General features: G+C 56.7%; 20 protein-coding genes. 4 read left to right on the forward strand and 16 right to left on the reverse strand.

What is annotated here, in order from left to right:
- Window positions 1-38: 38 nt before the first annotated feature.
- The 3 genes from AC27HQ_RS07900 to AC27HQ_RS07910 all read right to left on the reverse strand — a co-directional run bounded on the left by AC27HQ_RS07900 (window position 39) and on the right by AC27HQ_RS07910 (window position 3,419).
- Window positions 39-1,685, reverse strand: a complete 1,647-nt coding sequence (locus tag AC27HQ_RS07900) for a methyl-accepting chemotaxis protein (RefSeq protein ID WP_487155607.1) — start codon at window positions 1,683-1,685, stop codon at window positions 39-41.
- 146 nt (window positions 1,686-1,831) lie between these two features.
- On the reverse strand, window positions 1,832-2,761 hold the full coding sequence (locus AC27HQ_RS07905; RefSeq protein WP_487155608.1) for an AEC family transporter: 930 nt from the start codon (window positions 2,759-2,761) through the stop codon (window positions 1,832-1,834).
- A 1-nt stretch (window position 2,762) separates the two neighbouring features.
- On the reverse strand, window positions 2,763-3,419 hold the full coding sequence (locus tag AC27HQ_RS07910) for a thiopurine S-methyltransferase (RefSeq protein WP_487155609.1): 657 nt from the start codon (window positions 3,417-3,419) through the stop codon (window positions 2,763-2,765).
- 114 nt (window positions 3,420-3,533) lie between these two features.
- Here AC27HQ_RS07910 and AC27HQ_RS07915 point away from each other — a divergent pair, with 114 nt between their 5' ends.
- The 3 genes from AC27HQ_RS07915 to cueR all read left to right on the forward strand — a co-directional run bounded on the left by AC27HQ_RS07915 (window position 3,534) and on the right by cueR (window position 8,145).
- The gene (locus tag AC27HQ_RS07915) at window positions 3,534-5,282 is read left to right on the forward strand and encodes a potassium/proton antiporter (RefSeq protein ID WP_487155610.1); all 1,749 of its coding nucleotides are present in this window, start codon (window positions 3,534-3,536) and stop codon (window positions 5,280-5,282) included.
- A 77-nt stretch (window positions 5,283-5,359) separates the two neighbouring features.
- Complete coding sequence (locus AC27HQ_RS07920) at window positions 5,360-7,747, forward strand: heavy metal translocating P-type ATPase (RefSeq protein WP_487155611.1); 2,388 nt, start codon at window positions 5,360-5,362, stop codon at window positions 7,745-7,747.
- Entirely contained in the window at window positions 7,744-8,145 is a 402-nt protein-coding gene (gene cueR / locus AC27HQ_RS07925; protein ID WP_487155612.1) for a Cu(I)-responsive transcriptional regulator, read from the forward strand. The genes AC27HQ_RS07920 and cueR overlap by 4 nt, the downstream gene beginning before the upstream one ends.
- Here cueR and flgL read toward each other — a convergent pair.
- From flgL to AC27HQ_RS07990, 13 genes are all read right to left on the reverse strand, one after another.
- Window positions 8,129-9,379: a flagellar hook-associated protein FlgL gene (gene flgL / locus AC27HQ_RS07930; RefSeq protein ID WP_487155613.1), complete on the reverse strand. Its 1,251-nt coding sequence runs from the start codon at window positions 9,377-9,379 to the stop codon at window positions 8,129-8,131. The genes cueR and flgL overlap by 17 nt on opposite strands.
- 13 nt (window positions 9,380-9,392) lie before the next feature.
- Window positions 9,393-11,369 carry a flagellar hook-associated protein FlgK gene (gene flgK, locus AC27HQ_RS07935; RefSeq protein WP_487155614.1) on the reverse strand — a complete coding sequence of 659 codons (1,977 nt, stop codon included), beginning with the start codon at window positions 11,367-11,369 and terminating at the stop codon, window positions 9,393-9,395.
- Window positions 11,370-11,371: 2 nt separating this feature from the next.
- Window positions 11,372-12,499 (reverse strand): flagellar assembly peptidoglycan hydrolase FlgJ, encoded by a 1,128-nt coding sequence (gene flgJ, locus AC27HQ_RS07940; RefSeq protein WP_487155615.1) that lies wholly within the window; start codon window positions 12,497-12,499, stop codon window positions 11,372-11,374.
- 14 nt (window positions 12,500-12,513) lie between these two features.
- Entirely contained in the window at window positions 12,514-13,614 is a 1,101-nt protein-coding gene (locus tag AC27HQ_RS07945) for a flagellar basal body P-ring protein FlgI (protein ID WP_487155616.1), read from the reverse strand.
- Between the two features lie 11 nt (window positions 13,615-13,625).
- Window positions 13,626-14,303: a flagellar basal body L-ring protein FlgH gene (flgH, locus tag AC27HQ_RS07950; protein WP_487155617.1), complete on the reverse strand. Its 678-nt coding sequence runs from the start codon at window positions 14,301-14,303 to the stop codon at window positions 13,626-13,628.
- A gap of 15 nt (window positions 14,304-14,318) precedes the next feature.
- Window positions 14,319-15,104: a flagellar basal-body rod protein FlgG gene (flgG, locus tag AC27HQ_RS07955; RefSeq protein WP_487155618.1), complete on the reverse strand. Its 786-nt coding sequence runs from the start codon at window positions 15,102-15,104 to the stop codon at window positions 14,319-14,321.
- Between the two features lie 46 nt (window positions 15,105-15,150).
- Window positions 15,151-15,891: a flagellar basal-body rod protein FlgF gene (gene flgF, locus AC27HQ_RS07960; RefSeq protein WP_487155619.1), complete on the reverse strand. Its 741-nt coding sequence runs from the start codon at window positions 15,889-15,891 to the stop codon at window positions 15,151-15,153.
- A 198-nt stretch (window positions 15,892-16,089) separates the two neighbouring features.
- A complete protein-coding gene (locus AC27HQ_RS07965; protein ID WP_487155620.1) occupies window positions 16,090-17,493 on the reverse strand; it encodes a flagellar hook protein FlgE in 1,404 nt (467 codons plus the stop codon).
- A gap of 35 nt (window positions 17,494-17,528) precedes the next feature.
- Window positions 17,529-18,215 carry a flagellar hook assembly protein FlgD gene (flgD, locus tag AC27HQ_RS07970; protein WP_487155621.1) on the reverse strand — a complete coding sequence of 229 codons (687 nt, stop codon included), beginning with the start codon at window positions 18,213-18,215 and terminating at the stop codon, window positions 17,529-17,531.
- A gap of 15 nt (window positions 18,216-18,230) precedes the next feature.
- A complete protein-coding gene (gene flgC / locus AC27HQ_RS07975) occupies window positions 18,231-18,671 on the reverse strand; it encodes a flagellar basal body rod protein FlgC (RefSeq protein ID WP_487155622.1) in 441 nt (146 codons plus the stop codon).
- Between the two features lie 3 nt (window positions 18,672-18,674).
- Window positions 18,675-19,079: a flagellar basal body rod protein FlgB gene (flgB, locus tag AC27HQ_RS07980; protein ID WP_487155623.1), complete on the reverse strand. Its 405-nt coding sequence runs from the start codon at window positions 19,077-19,079 to the stop codon at window positions 18,675-18,677.
- A gap of 211 nt (window positions 19,080-19,290) precedes the next feature.
- Window positions 19,291-20,118, reverse strand: coding sequence for a CheR family methyltransferase (locus tag AC27HQ_RS07985; RefSeq protein ID WP_487155624.1), 828 nt, complete (start codon window positions 20,116-20,118; stop codon window positions 19,291-19,293).
- A gap of 33 nt (window positions 20,119-20,151) precedes the next feature.
- The gene (locus tag AC27HQ_RS07990) at window positions 20,152-21,093 is read right to left on the reverse strand and encodes a chemotaxis protein CheV (RefSeq protein ID WP_487155625.1); all 942 of its coding nucleotides are present in this window, start codon (window positions 21,091-21,093) and stop codon (window positions 20,152-20,154) included.
- A gap of 116 nt (window positions 21,094-21,209) precedes the next feature.
- Here AC27HQ_RS07990 and flgA point away from each other — a divergent pair, with 116 nt between their 5' ends.
- Complete coding sequence (gene flgA, locus AC27HQ_RS07995) at window positions 21,210-21,923, forward strand: flagellar basal body P-ring formation chaperone FlgA (protein WP_487155626.1); 714 nt, start codon at window positions 21,210-21,212, stop codon at window positions 21,921-21,923.
- The last annotated feature ends 30 nt before the right edge of the window (window positions 21,924-21,953 follow it).

Genomic DNA, 21,953 nt, shown 5'->3' on the forward strand with positions numbered 1-21,953 from the left:
GTTGCAGGATACAACCGCTTTTGCGCTGTAGGTTCTGATCAGGTCCGGAAGCGCCCCACCTGTTGCTGCAGCGCCGACGCCAGACGTGCCATGGAATCGCTGGCCTGGCGACTTTCCTCGGAACTTTGCGCAGCCTGGTTCGACAGATCGCGTATGCCACTGATATTGCGCGCAATCTCTTCGGTGGTTTTGCTCTGCTCTTCACAGGCAGCGGCAATCTGCGCAGCCATGTCATTGATTCGCACCACCGACTGCGAGGTTTCATTCAGTGACTGCTCGGCGCCTGCTGCCTGCTCGACACTCTGTGCAGCCAGGGCTGCACCACGCTGCATGACACTGACGGCCTGGGCGCTGCCGGACTGCAGGCTCTGGATCATCTGCTGGATATCCCGGGTCGAATCCTGGGTCCGCGCAGCCAGCGCGCGCACCTCATCAGCAACCACGGCAAAGCCGCGACCCTGCTCCCCGGCACGGGCAGCCTCGATGGCGGCATTCAGCGCCAGCAGGTTGGTCTGCTCGGCAATGGCCTGAATGACGCTCAGCACGCCGCCGATCTTGTCACTGTCCGCTTCCAGGTGGTTGATCACCCCTGCCGCTTCTTCCACATCAGCAGCCAACCGGCGGAGGGCGTTCATGGTCTGCCCGACCACTTCAGCTGCAGCATGACCCTGACGGTCGGCGGCACTGGCGGCGTCGGCGGTACTGGTGGCGTTGTCGGCCACTTCGTGAATGGCCGCACTCATTTCTGTTGCAGCGGTGCTGACCTGGTCAATGGCATGGTACTGCTCATTCACCAGTCGATCCTGGCTGGCGGCAATGGTGCTCATCTGTTCGGATGCCGAGGCCACCTGCAAAGTGGAATCAGCCACCTGCTGGATAATCGACTGAAGTTGCTGCAGGAACTGATTGAAGGCCAGTCCGAGCTGGCCCAGTTCATCCTCGGAGACTACATTGATGCGCTTGGTCAAATCGCCCTCGCCATCGGCAATATCGCGGATGCGCGCAAGCACGTCCTGCAAGGGCTTGATGATCAATCCAGGAAAAACCACAATAATAAGCAAGCACAGAATCAGCCCGACTATGACCACCATCAATACGAGGGAATTACTCTTGCTGGCCACAGCATCGGCCAGAACTGTTTCGCTAGCAGCCTCCTCGTCAACCAACTGGGTCATCTGGTCAATCAGCTCACGTGCTGCTAGAAACTGTTGATAACCTCGCCCATAGCTCAGCTCGTTGGCTTCCTCAAGATCAGCGGGATCCCCACTGCCAGCCAGTCGAACGATCTGATCAGTGGTTTGTTTCCATGTTCCAAAAGCGGCTTGAAAATCAGTACCAAGACGCTGGCCGGCTGGTGATTGGGTGGCACGAACAAAAACCATCACCCGATCCGATGCTTGCTTAAGATTGTCGTCATGCTCAGACAGCCTTTCAGCAGCGGTCTGGCCGCTGTCATTCGCCAACATGCTGCGCTCTGCGGTCAGCGCCTGATACAAGTCACGGTCAGCCTCCAACAAAGTCGAACTTTGCGGTAACAGCTCTTCCGTCATCCGCTTGAGCCTTTGATCCAGACTCGTAACAGCCCAAAAGGCTGTGAAAGCAAGGGCTAGGAAAAGTGCTGCGACTACCAACAGCGGCAGCGTCAACTTCCAACGAAATCCCATGTTTCTAAAAAGGCTGAACATCTGGCGTCTCCCCAATAAACAAAGTCTGGCTGCAGGAACAAGATATAAATACCTAGCCAAACCGACAAAATAGTCACCACTGTTGGCTTTATCGGCACCCAGTGTCAAAAGATTAGCTTAGATATCCAGTTCTTTCAGAAAGACTGTCACCGCAGGCTTGAGAGCACAAGAACGGCCATCAGAGGAACATAAACAAGCGCCAGCACCGTGCTGAGTAGCGCAGTACCGGCAACCTGCCGCGGCGAGCTATCCAGTAGCGTCGCGATAACCACGGTATTGGCGGCGATAGGGGTAATCGAGATAAGAAAAATGGCCTGATAAACCGGCAATCCATACCAATGTAAAAACTGGCTGTCGAGCCACCAGAACAGCAGCGCCAGCAACGGCCAACTGACAAATTTCCCGAAGAAAGCCAAGGCGGTAAAGCGCAGGTTTCCGGCCAAACCGCGTAAACTGAGGATACCCATGCCGATGATCATCATCCCCAGAATACTGTAGGCGCCACGCATATTATCGAATAGCGGCAGGAATACTGTTGGCATAGCGATCTCGGCCTGATTGAGCAGGACCGCCAGCACGAAGGCATACAGTGAGGGCAGCCGGACAACCTTGACCAGGCAATCGCGCACACCGAATCGGCCGCGCGCCGCCAGATAAAAACCGACACTGTTCTCGAACAAGGTTGTACCCAGCATACAAACAATATACAGGCTCAGGCCTTGCTCACCGAACAGCAACAAAGCCAGGGGAATGCCGAAGTAGCCGGTATTACCGGTCCCCACCGAGAGCGGGATAAGGTTGGCGCTGGCATCGCCAATCCAGCGACGAGCCAGCCACAGATGCACCAGCGCCACCAGCGTGCAAAAACTGAATACCAACAGGGGCAACAGCAGTACCGGAGGACTCAGCGGCGCGTTCAATACCCCGGCAAACACCACCGTCGGGGTAATGATGTACATCATGATGCCGGCAATGTGTTTGCCGCTGGCCTGAAGAAAACGCCCTGCCAGCCAGCCCAGCGCCACCGTCAGGTACAGCGGCAGCAACTTGATCAGCAGTGTCAGGATCGCCGTCATGTCAGCTCGGTGACTGGATCAGATAGACCCGTTCGCTCAAGGCGGTCATGCCCTGCGCCTTGAAGACCTGATGATCATCTAGGACATCCTGCTCGTCGAGCAGACTGATTTGGCAACCGGCGAAGAGTCGGTGAACTTCATCGTCAGGCACACTGAAAGGCGGCCCCGGCCGCTGTGCCTGATCATAATCCAGGGTGATCAACAGCATACGCCAGCCGGTCGGCAGCTGCGCGCGCAGATGGGCGGCATAATCCCGGCGCAGTTCGACCGGCAGGGCAATCAACGCGGCGCGATCATAAACCGCAACCACCCCGTCCAGATCCCGTCGCTGCAGGGCAAAGAAATCACCGCAATAGAGCTTTAGCCCCTGCTGCTCTCCAACCTGAAAGTCATAACGCTCTCGCCAATGCAATTGCAGGCCCTGTTCAGCCTCAAAGGCATCCAGTGCCGCGCGTGACAGTTCCACACCACAGACCGCGTAGCCCTGTTGCAGAAACCAGAGCATATCGATGCTTTTGCCACACAGGGGGACCAAGACACGCGCGCCGTCGGGCACGGTCAACGCAGACCACCAGCGCGTCAACAATGGATTGACCCGAGATTTGTGAAAGCCGATTTCACCCAACTGCCAACGTTGATGCCAGAACTGCGCGTCCATATAACCCTCTTCGTGTTGATGCAATTAACTGACTATTCAGCTTTTTTCTCCAATAAAGATACCCCAGCCTCTATAGTATTGGGAGTCTCCCACCGTCATGGGTTCCTTGTCTGCATGGATTACATCAACACCCTGTTTCTGATTGGCGCTCTGCTGTTGTGCGCCAGCATCCTGGCCAGCTCGCTGTCGTCGAAACTGGGCATCCCGCTGCTGCTGGTATTTTTGATTATCGGCATGGTTGCCGGGGTAGACGGGCTCGGCGGTATCGCCTTCGACAATACCAATACCGCCTTCATGATCGGCAGTCTGGCGCTGGCCATCATCCTGCTCGATGGCGGTATGCGTACCAAGGTGGAGAACTTCCGCGTCGGTCTCTGGCCCGCCCTGTCCATGGCCAGTGTCGGGGTTATTGTCAGTGCCGGACTGACCGGCGCCATGACCGCCTGGCTGCTGGATTTGCATTGGTTGCAGGGTCTGCTTCTGGGCGCCATTGTCGGATCAACTGACGCGGCTGCCGTGTTCTCGTTATTGCAGGGCAAGGGGCTGAACCTGAAACAACGGGTCGGTGCCACGCTGGAAATCGAGTCTGGCTCGAACGATCCCATGGCGATTTTTCTAACCATTACCCTGGTTGAAATGCTCGCCTCTGGGCAGGACGAGTTCAGTTGGCGCTTTCTCCTGCTGCTGGTGCAGCAGTTCGGACTGGGCGGGCTCTGCGGCATCGCCGGCGGACTGCTGCTGGTCTGGCTGGTCAACCGGGTCAAACTGGCTACCGGCCTCTATCCGTTACTGATTACCAGTGGTGCGATTCTGGTGTTTGCGGCCACCAACAGCATTGGCGGCAGCGGCTTTCTGGCGATCTACCTGACCGGATTGATTCTGGGTAACCGTCGCGTCCACAACCTGCAGAACATTCTGCATGTACAGGATGGCATGGCCTGGCTGAGCCAGATCGGCATGTTCCTGATGCTGGGTCTGCTGGTGACGCCCAGCGAAATGCTGGTGATTGCCCTGCCGGCGGTGGGTGTTGCGCTGTTTCTGATTCTGGTGGCACGTCCGCTGGCGGTACTGATCTGTCTCGCGCCCTTTGCTTTCAACTGGCGTGAACGGCTGTTCATATCCTGGGTCGGGCTGCGCGGTGCGGTGCCGATCATTCTCGCCATATTCCCGTTACTGGCTGGCCTTGAACAGGCGCAGACGCTGTTCAATATCGCCTTTGTCGTGGTGCTGGTTTCGCTCGTGCTACAGGGCTCATCCCTACCGCTGGCCGCACGCCTGTGCCGAGTAGAAATTCCGCCAGAACCGGCACCCCTGCAGCGAACCAGCCTGGATATCGCCGTGGATGGCGATTATGAGGTGATGATCTACCAACTTCAGGATGCCAACTGGTGTGTCGGCGTGGCCTTGCGCCAGTTGAAAATGCCAGCGGATACCCGCATTGCCGCCGTATTTCGGGGCAGCCACCTGCTACACCCCACTGGCAGCACGCGTCTGGCCCTGAATGATGTCCTGTGCATCCTCGGCCGCCCACAGGATCTGCCCGCCCTGTCCAAGCTGTTCAGCAAGGCGCATACACCGAGCTATCTGGAAAACCGCCGATTCTTTGGGGACTTTATCCTTGAAGGTGATGCCCAACTTGGTGCCGTGGCGCAATTCTATGGCTTCGTTGTCCCCGAAACCCTGGCCGAAATGAGCCTGGCCAGCCTGTTCCGCCGCGAATTCGGCGGACACCCGGTGGTCGGCGACCGGATTGAATGGGAGGGTCATACCTGGGTTGTCGCGGCCATAGACAATGACCAAATACTCAAGGTCGGCCTGAAACTCAGCACTGACAAGGATAAACCACCGTTGGGCTTTCTTTGAAAGGACAGACTCAGAGCGCTTGACCTTGACATGACGTTAAGCTTCAGACTGTGACCATCCCGCATCGAGGAAAGCACATGATCAGTCTTGACCTGCACATTCAGGGTATGACCTGCGCCAGCTGTGTCCGGCGTGTTGAAACAGCGCTGGCATCGAGTCCGGGTGTTCACAAGGCCGAGGTCAACCTGGCAACCGACAGCGCACGCCTGGAACTTGACGATGCCGCGCAACTGGATGGGGTGCGCAAGGCGCTGACTCGGGCTGGCTACAGTCTGGCCGAGGAAACCCTGCAACTGCGGCTGGCGCGTTTGAGTTGCGCCAGCTGTGTTCGCCGTGCAGAAACAGCCCTGCTCGGCGTGCCTGGCGTTCTCAGTGCAGAAGTCAACCTGGCCAGTGGGCAGGCCCAGATACGTATTCTGGCCGGGCTTGAGCATCAGGCTATTCTTGATGCTCTGGAATACGCCGGATACCCGGGGCAATGGCTGACAGCGCCGACGGCAAGCGATAAAGCACAGCAGTCTGAGCAACTCAGGCGAGAGCGGCGCCATGTGCTGCTGGCCGGACTGCTCAGCGCCCCGCTGGCGCTGACCATGCTGCCACACATGTTAGGTCGTCCCGACCTGATGGTACCGCCGCTGCTGCAGCTACTGCTGGCTTCTATCGTACAGTTCTACTTTGGCGCACGCTTCTACCGCGGTGCCTGGCATGCCCTGCGCAATCTGACCGGGAATATGGATATGCTGGTGGTCATGGGGACCAGTGCCGGGTGGACCCTGAGCACCTGGCACCTGGTCAGTGCCGATCCAGGCGTGATGCCCGTGCTTTATTACGAAGCCTCGGCAGTGATTGTCAGCTTTGTGCTGTTGGGTAAATATCTGGAAAGCCGGGCCAAGGGCCAAACCCTCGAGGCAATCCGTGCACTGACCGCGCTCAGGCCCGATACCGCACGTTTGCGCACAGCCGAGGGTGATCAATTGGTACCGCTAAGCCAGATCAAGCCAGGCGATCTGCTGGTGGTGCAACCCGGTGAGCGTATTCCAGTTGATGCCGAGGTCCAGGACGGTGGCAGCCATGTTGACGAATCCATGTTGACGGGCGAGAGCCTACCCGTCAGTCGGCAGCCCGGCGATGCAGTCAAGGCTGGCTCAATGAATCTGGACGGGTTGTTGATAATCGCAACCCTCGCCGTGGGGCATGACACCATGCTCGCGCGTATTGTTCGCCTGGTAGAAAGCGCGCAAGCCTCCAAGGCACCGATCCAACGCCTGGTTGACCGTGTCAGTGCGGTTTTTGTACCGGTGGTCGTAGTGATTGCCTTGCTCAGCTGGGCCATTGGCAGCATCTGGTTTGGCAGCGAACAGGCCCTGTTGAATGCCATTGCCGTACTGGTGATTGCCTGCCCCTGTGCGCTGGGTCTGGCGACCCCGACAGCCATCATGGTCGGCACCGGCGTAGCAGCCAAACACGGCATTCTGATCCGCGACGCCCAGGCCCTGGAACTGGCCCACAAGGTCGACACCATGGTCTTTGACAAGACCGGCACCCTGACCCTCGGCAAGCCGGAGCTGGTTGGCTTTGATGCATTGAATGGATGTGATCAGGAGCAGGCCATGGCCATTGCCGTGGCCATCCAGAAACACAGTGAACACCCACTGGCGCATGCCTTGCTGCAAAAGGCCGGACAGCAGTCGGACGGGATAGCGGCGGCAAGTGACTTTCGGGTCCAGGCCGGACGCGGCGCCAGTGGCAAGGTCAAGGGCCAACAGGCCTGGCTGGGGAACGCCCTGTTGATGCAGCAACAGGGTATTGATCTGAGTCGCTATGCGGATCAGATTGCGGCCTATGAAGCCAAGGGCAATACCCTGTCGTGGCTGGCGATCGAGGGCCAACCGGCACAGGTGATAGCGCTTATGGCCTTTGCCGACACCCTCAAACCCGGCGCAGCAGCCACCTTGCAGCAACTGGATAAACTCGGCATCGACAGCTGGCTGATCAGCGGTGACAGTCAGGCTGCTGCCGATGCAGTGGCCAGCCACTTAGGCATAACCCATGTGGCGGCGCAGGTACTGCCAGAAGACAAGGCCGGGCATGTGCAGCGACTGCGTGCTGAAGGCCGGGTCGTGGCCATGATCGGCGACGGTATCAATGATGCGCCGGCGTTGGCGGCGGCGGATGTCGGCATGGCCATGTCGACCGGTACCGATGTGGCCATGCACAGCGCCGGTATTACCCTGATGCGCGGCGACCCTCTGACTATCCCGGCGGCTTTGGCCATTTCCAGGCAGACCTGGCGCAAGATCCGCCAGAACCTGTTCTGGGCCTTTATCTACAACTGTCTGGGCATTCCGTTGGCAGCGGTTGGCCTGCTCAATCCCATGCTCGCAGGTGCCTTCATGGCGTTGAGTAGTGTCAGCGTGGTGGGTAATGCCCTGCTTCTGAAGCGCTGGAAGCCGGAGGAAAAATGAACATAGGTCAGGCAGCCGCAGCCAGCGGCTTGAGCGCGCGCATGATTCGCCACTATGAGGCGGTGGGTTTGCTGCCCGCGACACAGCGCAGTGAAGCTGGCTATCGGCATTATGATGAGCAACAACTGCATACCCTGCGCTTTATCCAGCGCAGCCGCAGTCTCGGCTTCAGTATTGAACAGATTACCCAGTTACTGGCCCTGTGGCAGGATGCCGACCGCAACAGTGCCGAAGTCAAGGCACTGACAGCCGTGCACCTGCGACAGCTCGAGGAGAAGATTGCCAGCCTGCAGGCCATGCATCAGACCCTGTCGAACCTGGCCGATTGTTGCCAGGGTGATACACGCCCGCACTGCCCTATCCTGGATACGCTGGGGCAGATCAACGCAACAGATTAAACAGGCTCAAACTGCTGGTTTTGACGAAGCTCTGCTGTGCAGCCTGCAGCACGATGGTTTCAAAGCTCAGACGGCTCAGGGCCTCGGCATAATCCAGTTCGGATAGCTGGGCCTGAACCGTGGTGTTGATCAGCGTGACCTCGGCATTTTCATTTTCCGTTGACTCAATCACATTCAGCCGCGCACCAACACTGGTTTGCACATTGAGTACGCTGCCCATGGCATTGTCCAGATTATCCAAGCTAATCGCCAGCACGTCGCGGCGCTGCAGCCGACCCTCGGTCGAGTCATCAGCCGTCTCCAGGGTTTCACGCAGCAAGGCTATGGTCTGCAGGATGCCGCGCTTCTCGCGGTTGTCCTCCGCGGCAACCGTAGCACCCCGGGTAATCTGGAATTCATCGTTTTCTGCCAGTTCACCATCCAGCGTGACCACCACCCCGGCAACACGGATCTGATAACTCTGATCCTCATTCACCTCAATAGTCCCTGAGGCAATGGGCGTGAGCGGGTCAAGGTTGCCAAAAACCTCATAACTCTCACCATCGACGCCAATGCGAATGGTCACGCTGTCGTTGGGATAAAAGTCGGTGTCATAGGCTAGCTTGTCTTCCACCACGCCAAGCGAGATGCGCGCTGTGCCGGTCAGGGTCTCAGTGACGACCCGGTTGACGTTGGGCACATCAACAAACAGCGCCTTGCCATTATCGTTGATGGCCACCTGTTTCGAGCCGGCAATCTGAATCGCCCGCTGCCCATCATCACCCTCATAGCGGTAGCTGCCATCGGGATCCTGAACAAAAGGCGGCGTCTGACTCTGAAAACCACCAAACAGATACTCACCACGGGCGTTGCGGCTATTGAACAGGTTGAACAACTCCTCCTCACGCTCAACCAGTTCCTGGGCCAAAGCCTGTCGCTCGACCACTGAGAGCGTGGCGTTACCTGATTGCAGGGCAATTTCCCGAACACGCTGCAGGGTATTGGTGACGGCAGTCAGCGTCGCTTCTTCCTGATTCAGGCTGTTGGTCGCGGCGGTCAGGTTATCCTTGTACTGCGCCAGCTTGTTGGCCTCCTGATTCAACTGCAGCAGACGTACGCTGGCGACCGGGTCATCCGCCGGAGACAGCAGGCGCTGTCCGGTACTGACCTGCTCCTGGGTACGCGACACCTTGGCATAGTTGTTCTGGATGCCCTGAACACCATTATTGAATGCCTGAATCGTCGAAATGCGCATGGCCGGTTACCTGTCAGCGAAGACTGTTGATCAATGTATCAAATACGGAACGGGCTATCTGTATTACCTGAGCAGACGCGTTGTAATACTGCTCAAAACGAATCAGGTTGGCAGCCTCTTCATCGAGGTTCACAGCCGACACCGAGTCACGGTTGTTCTGAGCCTGCTTCAGCACCGCGCCACTGGCTTCAGAGTCGGACCGGGCCTGGGCGGTAAAGGTAGCAACCCGCTGAACCAGGTCACCGTAACCGTCAACGAAGGAGAACCCGGCTGCACCATTGGCCTGCCCGAGCACGGCATCGGTCTGCAGTCCAGATAGTGTCAAGGCGTTGCGGTTGTCCGAACGCCCGGTATTGAAATTGACTTCAAAGGTATCGCCATCCAATGGCGTACCGGTCATGTTCATGCTGAAGCTATAACCATCTATCTCCCACTCCAGCGTATTGGTCTGACCCGGGGTAATGGCGATGGTTGCCGGGTTGACCGGACCAAAGGCACTGGTCAAGCTCAGCTCATTAGTAGCCTGATCATAACTGAAGTCGATCGGCAGAAAGGCCTGCATATCGGCCGGAACAATCGGCTGCGGGCCGTCAACCAGGGTTGGCTGGGTAATTTTGGCCGTTCCACGATTATCCAGGCTGGCGTCCGAACGCGCAGGTGCAGCAAAAGCCAAGGCTTCGGGCTGTTGCATCACACTTTCCATGCTACCCGCGCCAAACCGGGTCGGGGTAAGCAGAAAACGGTCCCCTGCGGCCGTGGTCCCACCTGCTTCTAGGCTTATGGTAAAGCCATCGAGTTCGGTGGGCGTTGGATTGGTAATATCAAATGGACCACTCAACAGGTTGTCGGAGACGCGTCTGACGCTGTATTCGGTAGCACTGGTAAACAGCACTTCATAATCTGAGGTACTGAGTTGACTGGTGTCACTGATCAGAATATTCAGGCGCGCATTGGGATCTGAGTTGGTGGGCAAGCCACGGCTTCGCAGATCGACCTGATCTTGGCTGTTGATATCCTTGAATAGCTGGGCGCCAGCCTGGCCGTTGATATCCAGACCCTTTCCAAGCTGATCGTTTATTTCACTGGAAATGGAAAGAGCCAAGCGACCCACGGCATTCATGGCCTGGTCCAGCACATCCTGACGGTAGCGAATCAACCCGCCCAGCTCACCACCGCTGACCAGCCCGGTAATGTCCTGCTCGGAACCACCGCTGACCAACACCAACTCGGCACGCCCAGGGTCCGAACGACCCTGTTGGACCTTCAGGCTTGAAGCATCCTTGCCCACTACCAGAGGCTGACCGGAGCCGACGAAAATATTGATGGTATCGCGGTCCTGCTGCACTACGGTGATGCCGATCAGTTCACTGAGCTGGCGCACCGTCTCGTCACGGGCGTCAAGCAGGTCGTTGGGTTGGGCGCCATTGGCCGCGGCCTTGGCAATGGAATCATTGTATTTGGCAATGGATTCGGACAGTCGACTAACCTGCCCTGCCAGGGTGTTCATCTGCTGGTTGATAAACTCGGTCTGTGTCGACAAGCGTTCCTGCACCGTATTGAAACGCGAGGCCAGGCCTTCAGACTCGGAGAGAAACAGCTGCCGCGCAGGCAAACTGGCGGGATCTTCGATGGAGGTTTGCAAGGCATCAAAAAAGTTCTGCAAACCGGGCGTAATACCAGTGGCATTACTGGCCAGCAAGCCAGTGAGTTCTTCCATCTGCGACTGAAAGGCCACCACTTCGGCATTCACCGAGGTACTGGTACGCACCTGATTGGTCAAAAACTGGTTGTAGACCCGTTGAACATCAACCACGTTGGTGCCATTGCCAATATAGCCGGATCCGGTAAAGCTCGGATTACGCGCCTCCTGCAGAGCGGTCTGACGACTGTAGCCGGGCGTATTGACGTTGGTGATGTTCTGGCCAGTTACCGCCAGTTGGGTCTGACTGGCGCGCAGTCCGCTCAAGCCAATATTAAACAGATCAGCCATGCTTATACCCTACCCTGTGCGGCCGGCGCGTCAGTCTGGCTGGCAACATTGTTGTTACTGCTGCTCAGCAACTGCCGAGCAATCTGGGAAATCTTGCGTGCGTATTGCGGATCGGTAGCATAGCCAGCCTGCTGCAATTCACGGAAGAAACTGTCGGGATTGGAGGTGCTTCCCAAGGCCTGCTGATAGCGACGGTTACCCTGCAGGAAATCGACATAATCCTCAAAACTCTGCTCGTAGGAGGCATAACTGCGGAAACTGGCGCGCTCGTTCATGCGCACACCTTCGCGGTATTCATGGGTCATGACACTGGCCGAGTCACCCTGCCAGCCGCCGTGGGACTTGATCCCGAACAGATTGTGGCTGCTACTGCCGTCCGACTGACGAATAACGGATTTGCCCCAACCGGTTTCCAGGGCGGCCTGGGCTACCAGGTAATGAGGGTCCACGCCCAGTCGAGCAGCGGCTTTTTCAGCCATGGGCAGCATGGTGCTGACAAACTCCTGCGGACTGTTGAAGCGACTCTGCCCGGAACGCGGCAACGGCTCGCCACTGGCCACAACAGGTGCCCGGGTATTCAGCATGGGGGTAGTATCCCGCTCTACTGGAGATGCCCGCAAAGCGGCCTGCAAGGCGCGAAGTGGTTGCATCTCAACGGCGCCAGCCGGTCCGGAAGGCGCTGGAGCAGCAGCCGTGCTGGCGGCGATGCCGGTGTACGCCGAACTGCCCAGAGCAAAAGCCAGTCTGCGCCGCGCCAGCAGTGCGGAATGGTCCTGGGGTGCAGTTGCCTGGGGATTGTCCACTGACAAGGCGGCAGGCGCTCGATCTGGATTAGGCGACAACTGACGCATCATGACTTCCGCCAGACCAACGCCCTGCTTTTCGGCCAGATGCACCGACATCTGATTGTCATACATGTCCTGATAAAAACGGGTTTGCGGCGTATTCAACGGATTGCCCTCGGCAAACACCGCATTGGCATCGCGCATGCTCTTGACCATCATGTTCAGAAACAGCGACTCGAACTGCTCTGCAACACGACGAATGTTCTCCTGGCTATTGGCATTCGAGCCAGCCTTGAGTGCCGTCATGGCATTGAGATCGGTATAACTGATGCTGTTCGGATTCATGATCCCGCCCTCGCTCAGATGATAACCAGCTCGGCGTTCAAGGCACCGGCTTGTTTCAGCGCTTCGAGAATGGCCATCAGATCACCCGGTGCTGCGCCGACCTGGTTGACCGCCCGGACGATTTCATCCAGGGATACCCCGGGATTGAAAACGAACATGCGACTGTCGCCTTCTTCGATATTGATCTGCGAGCTTGGTGAAACCACAGTCTGTCCCGCGGAGAACGGCCCATCAGGTTGACTCACCTGGACATTCTCGGAGATGGTTACGCTCAAACCGCCATGGGTCACGGCCGCTGGCTGCACCCGCACATCCTGGCCAATGACAATGGTCCCTGTACGCGAGTTGATGATGATTCTGGCCGAGGCGTTACCCTGCTCGATCTGCAGGTTTTCAACCATCGACAGATAGTCGACGCGCTGGTTAGGATCGATAGGCGCGCGAACCGTAATCGAACCGGCATCCTGGGCCTGGGCAACATCCGGGCCGAAGGTACTGTTGATCTGGTCGACCACACGCTTGGCGGTGGTAAAGTCCGGGCGGTTCAGATGAAAAACCAGGTGTTCGCCATTGGCAAAGGCACTGGGCACCGCACGCTCAACCGTGGCACCACCGGGTATGCGCCCTACACTGGGCACATTGACGGTGATGCGTGAGCCGTCAGCGCCCTCGGCGCCGAAACCACCGACGACCAGGTTACCCTGGGCAATGGCGTATACCTGACCGTCGATACCCTTCAATGGGGTCATCAACAGGCTGCCGCCACGGAGGCTCTTGGCATTACCGATGGACGATACGGTGATATCGATATTCTGCCCGGGACGTGCAAAAGCGGGCAGTTCCGCATGGATCGCAACGGCAGCAACATTCTTCATCTGGATCCGCGTGCCGGGCGGTACGGTTATGCCAAACTCATTCAACATATTGCTGAAGGTCTGCACCGTGAAGGGGGTCTGACTGGTCTGGTCCCCGGAGCCATCCAGACCGACGACCAGACCGTATCCGATCAACTGGTTGCTGCGCACGCCGGCAATACTGGCGATATCCTTGAGCCGCTCTGCCTGAGCCAGGGGGCTAAACAGAAAAATGCACATTAAAATCAGTAAGCTGCGCATGTGCATGTCTCCTAGAAAGGCCACAGTGGGCTAAGGAAGAACTGGCTCAGCCAACCTGGCTGACTGGCATTGGCAAAGGCGCCAGTGCCCGAGTAGGCAATACGTGCATCGGCCACACGGGTAGACGGCACGGTATTATCCGGACCCACATCGTCGCGGCGTACCAGACCGGAAATACGAATCAACTCATCACCATTGTTCAGGGTGATCCACTTTTCACCGCGTACCCGCAAAATACCGTTGGGCAGTACTTCCGCTACCGTCACGGTAATGGAGCCGGTCAGACTGTTGCTCTGGTTGGCCTCGGACTCCCCATTGGCTGCTCGACTGCCACCCATGCTGACACCCAGACCCCGTCCGAGAATCTCGACCGGTTCGCCAAAGACGGTCGGGTTGGCAATATCAACCGAACTGTCCTTGCTGATTTCACTGTCAGCCGATTTGCGCGCGGCGGTTCGCTCCTGCAGGGTAATGGTGATGATGTCGCCCACGCGGTGGGCCTTGCGGTCGTTATACAGACTCACTTCAAAACCGGGCTGATAGATGGCGCCATTGTTCAATTCCGGCGGCATAGGGGTACGCGGCAGAATCGGTGCATAAGCTGGATCATCCGGCTTTGGCGGCACCTGAACACAGGCTGCCAACAACGACAGACTGATCAGAGTCAAGGCAAGGCGCACGGGCTTCATGTCATCTCACTCCTGTCAGAGATTCTGACTGATGTATTGCAGCATCTGGTCTGCGGTGGAGATCACCTTGGAATTCATTTCGTAGGCGCGTTGAGTGGTGATCATGTTCACCAGCTCCTCGACGACACTGACGTTGGAATTTTCCAGGGTGTTCTGCAGCACGGTACCGAGACCGTTCTGACCGGGATTGCCGGCCTGCGGAGCGCCACTGGAGGCCGTCTCCAGGAACAGGTTATTGCCAATCGCCTGAAGACCAGCCGGATTGATGAAGTCGGCGGTCTGCAGAATACCCAACTGCTGCACCGCGGCGTCGCCAAAGACCGCCACACTGACCGTGCCATCTTCACCAACGGTAAAGGTCTGGGTGTCATCGGGCAGGGTAATACCGGGCTCCAAAGGAAAACCGTTGGACGTGACGATCTGGCCATCGGAGTCGAGGTGGAAACTGCCATCACGGGTATACCCAATGTTGCCGTCCGGCATCAGAATCTGGAAAAAGCCGCGGCCGTTGATAGCCATATCCAGTGGCTGCTCGGTGGTCTGCAGCGAGCCCATGGTAAAAATTTTCTGGGTCCCCGCTACCCGTACCCCAGTACCCAGCTGCAGGCCTGAGGGCAACTCAGTGTCCTGGGTACTTTGCGCGCCCGGCTGACGCTTGATCTGGTAAAGCAGGTCTTCAAACTCGGGACGATCACGTTTAAAGCCCGTGGTCGCCACGTTCGCCAGGTTATTGGAAATCGTGGTGAGCATGGTGTCCTGGGCGGACAGGCCGGTTTTGCTTACCCAAAGTGCTGCGTGCATGGTGTCTCTCCTTGCGCGTCAGGATGCTGACGCACGGTCAAAAGATTCAGCTGACCTGTAGAATCCGATTGGTTGTCTGACTGTTTTCTTCAGCGGTACGCATCATCTTGATGTGCAACTCGAACTGTCGGGCCAACGACAGCATGGCGGTCATTTCCTCAACAGCATTGACGTTGCTGCTTTCCAGAAAACCGCTGGCAACCCGCACCGTGGCATCCGCTTCCTGCTCGAGCGCGCCTTCAACACGCATCAAGCCGTCCTCACCCTTGCGCAATGAACCCGCTTCCGGCTTGACCAGCTTGATCCGATCAACCTCAGCCAACACATTGGGCGCCTCGCCCAGCGCGCGGATGCTGATGGTGCCGTCCTGCCCGATTTCTACCTTGTCGGCCGGCGGCAAGGCTATCGGGCCAGCATTGCCCAACACCGGTAAGCCGCTGGATGTGCGCAGCAGACCGAAAGCGTCAATATTCAGACTACCGGCACGGGTGTAGGCCTCGGTGCCATCCGGCGCCTGCACGGCAATCCAACCTTCACCTTCAACCGCCAGATCCAGGTCACGTCCGGTCTCCTGCATGCTGCCAACGGATAGATCCGTACCCGGGCGCTCGGTCATGGCATAAGCGCGGGTTGGCAAAGTTTCACCAAACACCGGCATGGAACGCGCCTGTTCAAAGTCACGGCGAAAGCCAGTGGTGCTGACGTTGGCCAGATTGTTGGCATGGGCTCGCTGGGCCAGCATGTTCTGGCTGGCACCGCTCATGGAGATAAATAAGGATTTGTCCACGCTCTACTCCCGTATCGACAAGTTATTGCCGCTTTGTCGCTGTTACAGGGAATCAAGCAGATATCGTGCCAAGCACGATGGCTATTAAATAAGTAAATAATTTCAATGGGTTGGCTTTAAAGCAAAAAAAATGGCAATACCGGCAGGCGAAAACTTGCCGGTATTGCCCTATCGCTTCCGGATCACCCGGAAGGCGGCTTAACGCAGGTTGATGATCGTCTGGGTTACCGCATCTTCAGTCTGAATGGTCTTGGCGTTGGCCTGATAGTTACGCTGGGCAATGATCAGATTAATCAATTGCTCAGACAAGTCGACGTTGGACTGTTCCAGCGCCCCGGACTGAATGGTTCCCAACGTACCTGTAGTAGGTGCGCCAACCACCGGCTCACCCGAGGCAAATGACTGGGCCCAAGCGGTCTTGCCGAGCGGGGTCAGACCCTGCTGATTAGCGAAGGTCGCCAGCACCACCTGACCCTGGACACGGGTTTGACCATTGGTATAGCGGGCTACCAGCAAGCCCGTGTCATCAATTTCAAGTCCAGCCAGCTCACCGGTAGTAAAGCCATCCTGCACGACCGCCGTCACGGCAAAACTGGAAGCAAACTGGGTGGTGCCGGTGAGGTTGATATCAAAGGCCGCCGGAGAATCAGCACCCGTGGGCAAACCGGTCGGATCCAATGGTTCCCAGTTGTCGATATTGCTTAACGGCTGAGGCGTGGTCAACTGACCTACACTATTGAATGATAATGCAACCGGTTGCGGGTTAAAGGCGGCGTCGGTTGGCAAAGCGTTGTTGGTCAGCGGATCATTGGTGACCTGACGGCCATCGATCAGAGTGAACATGTCCCAGCTATTGCCGTCAGTTTTGACAAAGTACTTGGTCAGGGTATGAGGGTTACCCAGACTGTCAAAAATGTTAACCGAAGTTGAGCTGTTATAGGTCGCCGAGTTGGACGGATCGAAGGTATCACGTCCGGCAGCCAGACCCGCAGCCTCGGCCGTGGCAATTTCCGCTGGCGTTGGGTTCAACGGGTCAACGGCACCGGCAATCGAGGCGTTGAAGGCGGTATCGTAGCCCTGTTGCCAGATGACCGGGCGGGTATTGGTCGAGTTCAGATTCAGTGTTGAATCAATGATAGATGTCGCATTCGGATCAGCCGAGCGGGTATCAACCCGCAGGTCGGTTTGCACGCCCTGGTTGATCTGGCCGGTTACCGCATTGACACCAAAGCCCTGCAGTCGCTCACCAAAGTTGTTGGCAATGAAACCCTCGCGATCGGTGCCGAAATAACCCGCACGGGTATAACTCAAGGCGCCCTGATTGCTGGTGACAAAGAAACCATTGCCATTGATAGCCAGATCCAGACTGTTCTCGGTGAAATTGATGTTGCCCTGGGTAAACTGCTGTGCGACATCACCCAGCAGAACACCACTGCCCAGCGCATTGCTGCCGGACCCGAGCAAGGATGCACCATAAACATCGGCAAATTCGGCACGCGAGCTCTTGAAGCCCACAGTGCCCGCGTTGGCAATATTGTTACCGGTAATATTCAGATCCGATGACGCCGCCCGAATACCACTCAAACCCACGTTAAAAGACATGATTCTGCTCCTGCCGATACGGGATCGGACGACTGTTATTGACTGATTGAGTACACATTCGACAGGCTGATGCTGCCCAGCCCAGCGACATTCAACATCATTTGCCCGCCGGTACCGTTGCCCAGCGACACACTGTCCACGTTTGCCGGCAGCAAGGTAGCCAGCTGTTTGTTACCCCCATCCTGAACCGCCATGGCTTCAAAGGTGTAACGTCCGGGCGGCATGATATTGCCGCTATCATCCGTACCGTCCCAGACAAAGTCATGCATACCCTCGGCCTTGTTACCCAGGTTGATTCGGGTCACCAGACTGCCGTCGTCCGCCATGACATTGACATACACGTTGTTACTGGGCTGCGGCAGGGCCAGCTGTCCTTTTATGCCTTGAGTGGTATCCACCATCGCCTTGTCAGACGGCACTATGACCTTACGACCGACCAGCGCCGAAGCCTGCAGGGCTTGGGACGACTGGTAACCACTGAGCAAGGCCTCCATGCTGGTATTGAGTGTCTCGATACCCTCTACCGTACTGAACTGCGCCAATTGGGCAATGAACTCACCATTCTCCTGCGGCGCCAGCGGATCCTGATTATTCAGCTGGGTTACCAGCAGCGTCAGGAACTGATCCTTGCCCAGCTCATCACCCTTAACACCACGGCTTTGATCAATCTGATACTGATCCAGCGCGTTGGCACCCACACCGAGTGCGCTACTTATGCTCATTATCGATTACTCCCTTTACTGGCCCAGTGTGAGAACGCGCTGCAACATGGTCTTGGCCGCATTCATGATTTCGACGTTGGTCTGGTAGGCGCGTGAGGCGGCCATCATGTTGGCCATCTCCTCGACCACATTGACGTTGGGGTAGAACACATAACCTTCTTCATTGGCCATTGGATGATCCGGCTCGTAACGCGGTTGCAAAGCGGCATCGGACTCAACCACACCCTGAACCTGAACGCCCTGACCAGCCTGCTGCTGGTCGGCAAACAACGAAGGCCCCATTCCGGTCTGACTGTTGAACACGGTGGCAAATACCGGATGCCGGGCGCGGTAGGTCTGGTCAATACTGCTGGACACGGTTTCGGCATTGGCAATATTGCTGGCCACCGTATTAAGACGAACGGACTGGGCACTCATGCCCGATCCAGAAATGTTGAATACATCACTCAGGGACATGGTTTAGTCTCCTCTCAAGGCGCTGGTCAGCCCTTTGAACTTTGAATTGAGGAAAGTAAAACTGGCTTGCAGGTCTATGGCGTTCTTGGCGAACTCAGCTTGCTCAAGTTGAGTATCAACCGTGTTGCCGTCTACTGCTGGCTGAAGCGGCGTGCGGAAGCGTAACCCAGCAGCCTGATCTACAAAGTTGTCAGTACTCATATGCCGGGCGTGCGTTTGCCGGGCGGCAAACTGTTGCCCCTGCTCACTGTTCTGAGCTGCCAGTACACTGGCAAAGTCCAGGTCCCGTGCCTTGTAGTTGGGGGTTTCGGCATTGGCAATATTGTTCGCCAGCACGGCAGCCCGTTGCCCGCGGAAATTCAGGGCTTGTTCGTGTATTCCCAGCGCTTTGTCAAAACTGATGCTCATATCCACTCCTCAGGGCGGCAAAGTCTCGCCACCAACTGTCTCTGAGGATTTACAAAGCAATCAGCGTGCCAAAATAAAAAAGCATTAAATTTCAATTGCTTGTGGATTTAATAGAATAACAGGCGGCAATTCTTATCCTGCCACCAGCAAAGCCCATGGCGGTCAAAGAGCAAAAGCAGAAGTAGCGCTAATAACAGGAAGTGACAGACCCCTATTTGGCCTTGTACACAATGCCAGGACTGCACTGCACCATCTGGTACAGCTCAGGCAGACCATTGAGGGCTTCAGACGCGCCCAGCATAAGGTAACCGCCGGGTTTGAGGGTGGCATGAATGCGGCGCAAGATATCGAGCTTGAGTTCAGCGGAAAAGTAGATCAGTACATTGCGGCAAAAGACGATGTCGAACTTGCCAAGCATGGCGTAGTTGTCGAGCAGGTTGAGCGCCCTGAACTCTACTCGATTGCGTACAGGCTGCTTGACCACCCAGCGGCCCGGGCCGGATTGGTCGAAATAGCGTGTCAGCCTCTCCGTTGACAAGCCCCGAGCTACAGACAGACTGTCGTATTCAGCTGATTTGGCGGCTGTCAGAATCCCGCCCGACAGATCCGTAGCCACTATTTGAGCTCCACCGCGCAATTGACCCAGATTACTACGTTCGAATTCATCAATACTCATGCTCAGGGAATAGGGTTCCTGACCAGAGGAACAGGCTGCCGACCAGATGCGCAAACGCTGACCGGGGTTGCCTTTGATGAACTCGGGTATAAGTCGGGTCTTCAGCACTTCAAAGGGATAAACGTCACGAAACCACAAGGTTTCATTGGTCGTCATGGCGTCAACGACCGCTTCCCGCAATCCGGCACGGGGTTGCGACTGAATTCGCGTGACCAACTCACCCAGACTGCCGATACCTTGCTGCTCCATCAGCCGATTGAGCCGGCTGGCGACCAGGTACTGTTTGTTATCCCCGAGCACAATGCCACAGGCTTTTTCCAGAAATTCGCGAAAAACCTGAAAATCCTTGTTGGCTGAGGTCACGCAGTCCATCCCATTGTCAGATTGATTATAGCCTCAAGCATCTGGCGCTATCCGCAGTGCATGAATGCGATCGATAACCCGCTGAGCCAGCTCATCAGGCTTGAATTTAGCAAGAAAGTCATCAGCACCTACCTTCTTCACCATGGCTTGATTGAACACCCCTGACAACGAGGTGTGCAAGAGAATATGCAGGCCATTAATCCGCGGATCGTTGCGCACCTCTGCGGTCAAGGTATAGCCATCCATCTCCGGCATCTCGATATCTGACACCATCATCAGCAGGTGCTTGTCAATCGACTCACCGCGATCAGCAATGTCCTTTAGGTAGTTCAAAGCCTGCCGGCCATCGTTGAGCGCGACCACTTCAACACCCACTTCCTGCAAACAGCGCATGACCTGCTTGCGTGCCACCGACGAATCATCAACGATCAAAACCCGGCTGGCCTGAGCCTCGACCTGGGTCTGCTGGTCAATGACGCCGTCTGAAATGGTCTCTACCGTAGGTACAACCTCAGCGAGGATCTTCTCAACATCGATGATTTCCACCATCATGTCGTCCACGCGGGTGACGGCCGTCAGGTAATGGTCACGACCGGTCCCCCTTGGCGGCGGGTGGATCTCTGACCAATTCATGTTGACGATGCGCTCAACCGAACGTACCAGAAAGCCCTGAACCCGGTAATTGTACTCAGTGATAATCACAAAGGCCGTGGACAGATCTTCCAGCCCGGGCCCACCGGTTGCCTTGTTCAAGTCGATTATGGGCAAGGTACCACCACGAATGTGTGCCACGCCTCGGACAACCGGATTCAAGCGCGGCAACAGGGTCAGTTTGGGGCATTGCAACACCTCCTTGACCTTGAAAACGTTGATACCATAAAGCTGCGAACCGGAAAGCCGGAAAAGCAAGAGTTCAAGGCGATTCTGGCCTACCAACTGGGTTCTCTGGTTGACCGAATCCATTACGCCAGCCATAGGAAGCTCCTCATGATTGCTGGGAAAGCGGCACGCATTTTGCTGCTGATTAAGGAAAGCGTCTGTCAAAGACATTATTTTGACAAACCAAACCAAAGGTCATCAGGGTTAATTGTATGCGTTTTCTCACAGGGTGCGCGGTCTTACCGATATTTTTTTGCGCCGGCCTTTCAGCCAACCCGCTGATCGAACAGCTTATCGGCACGACAGAGCACTTTCTTGAGCAGGAAATACAAGACTATCTTGCCAACAGCGGGCGTGATGCTCGTCATCAGATCCAGGTTAATCGTCTGGATCCACGATTACGCCTACCGCTCTGCCCTGAACAATCCCTGAATGCCAGCCTGGAGAGCCCTGCTGAACCCGTCGGAAGGGTCACAGTGCGGATCAGCTGCGAGAGTCCGGCGGTAAGATGGCGCCTGTTTGTTCCAGCACAGGTCAGCCTGTTCCAATCCGTTCTCGTTCTTACCCGTCCTTTACCGCGACACAGTCTCGTCAGTCCTGAGGATATCGCCATGCTGGAACGTGATGTCGGCTTGCTGGGCAATGCCTATTTGACAGACCCACAACAGGTTGTCGGCATGCGACTGAGACGACAGCTTGGCGCCGACAGTGTGCTGGCACCCAATGCGCTTGAACAGGACGAAGTGGTCAAGCGTGGCGACAAGGTTGTCATTAGCGCAAACAATCGCCAGATAGACGTACGCATGCCCGGTGAAGCGCTGGAAAGCGGGAATACTGGCAGCCAAATTCGGGTGCGCAACAGCCGTTCCGGGCGGGTTATCTCGGCCCGGGTTCTAGGTCCAGGGCAGGTAGAAGTGGCTCTGTGAAAATGCCCCTGACATGGGGTAAACTAGACT

The organism is Halopseudomonas sp. 4NH20-0008 (assembly GCF_057548395.1).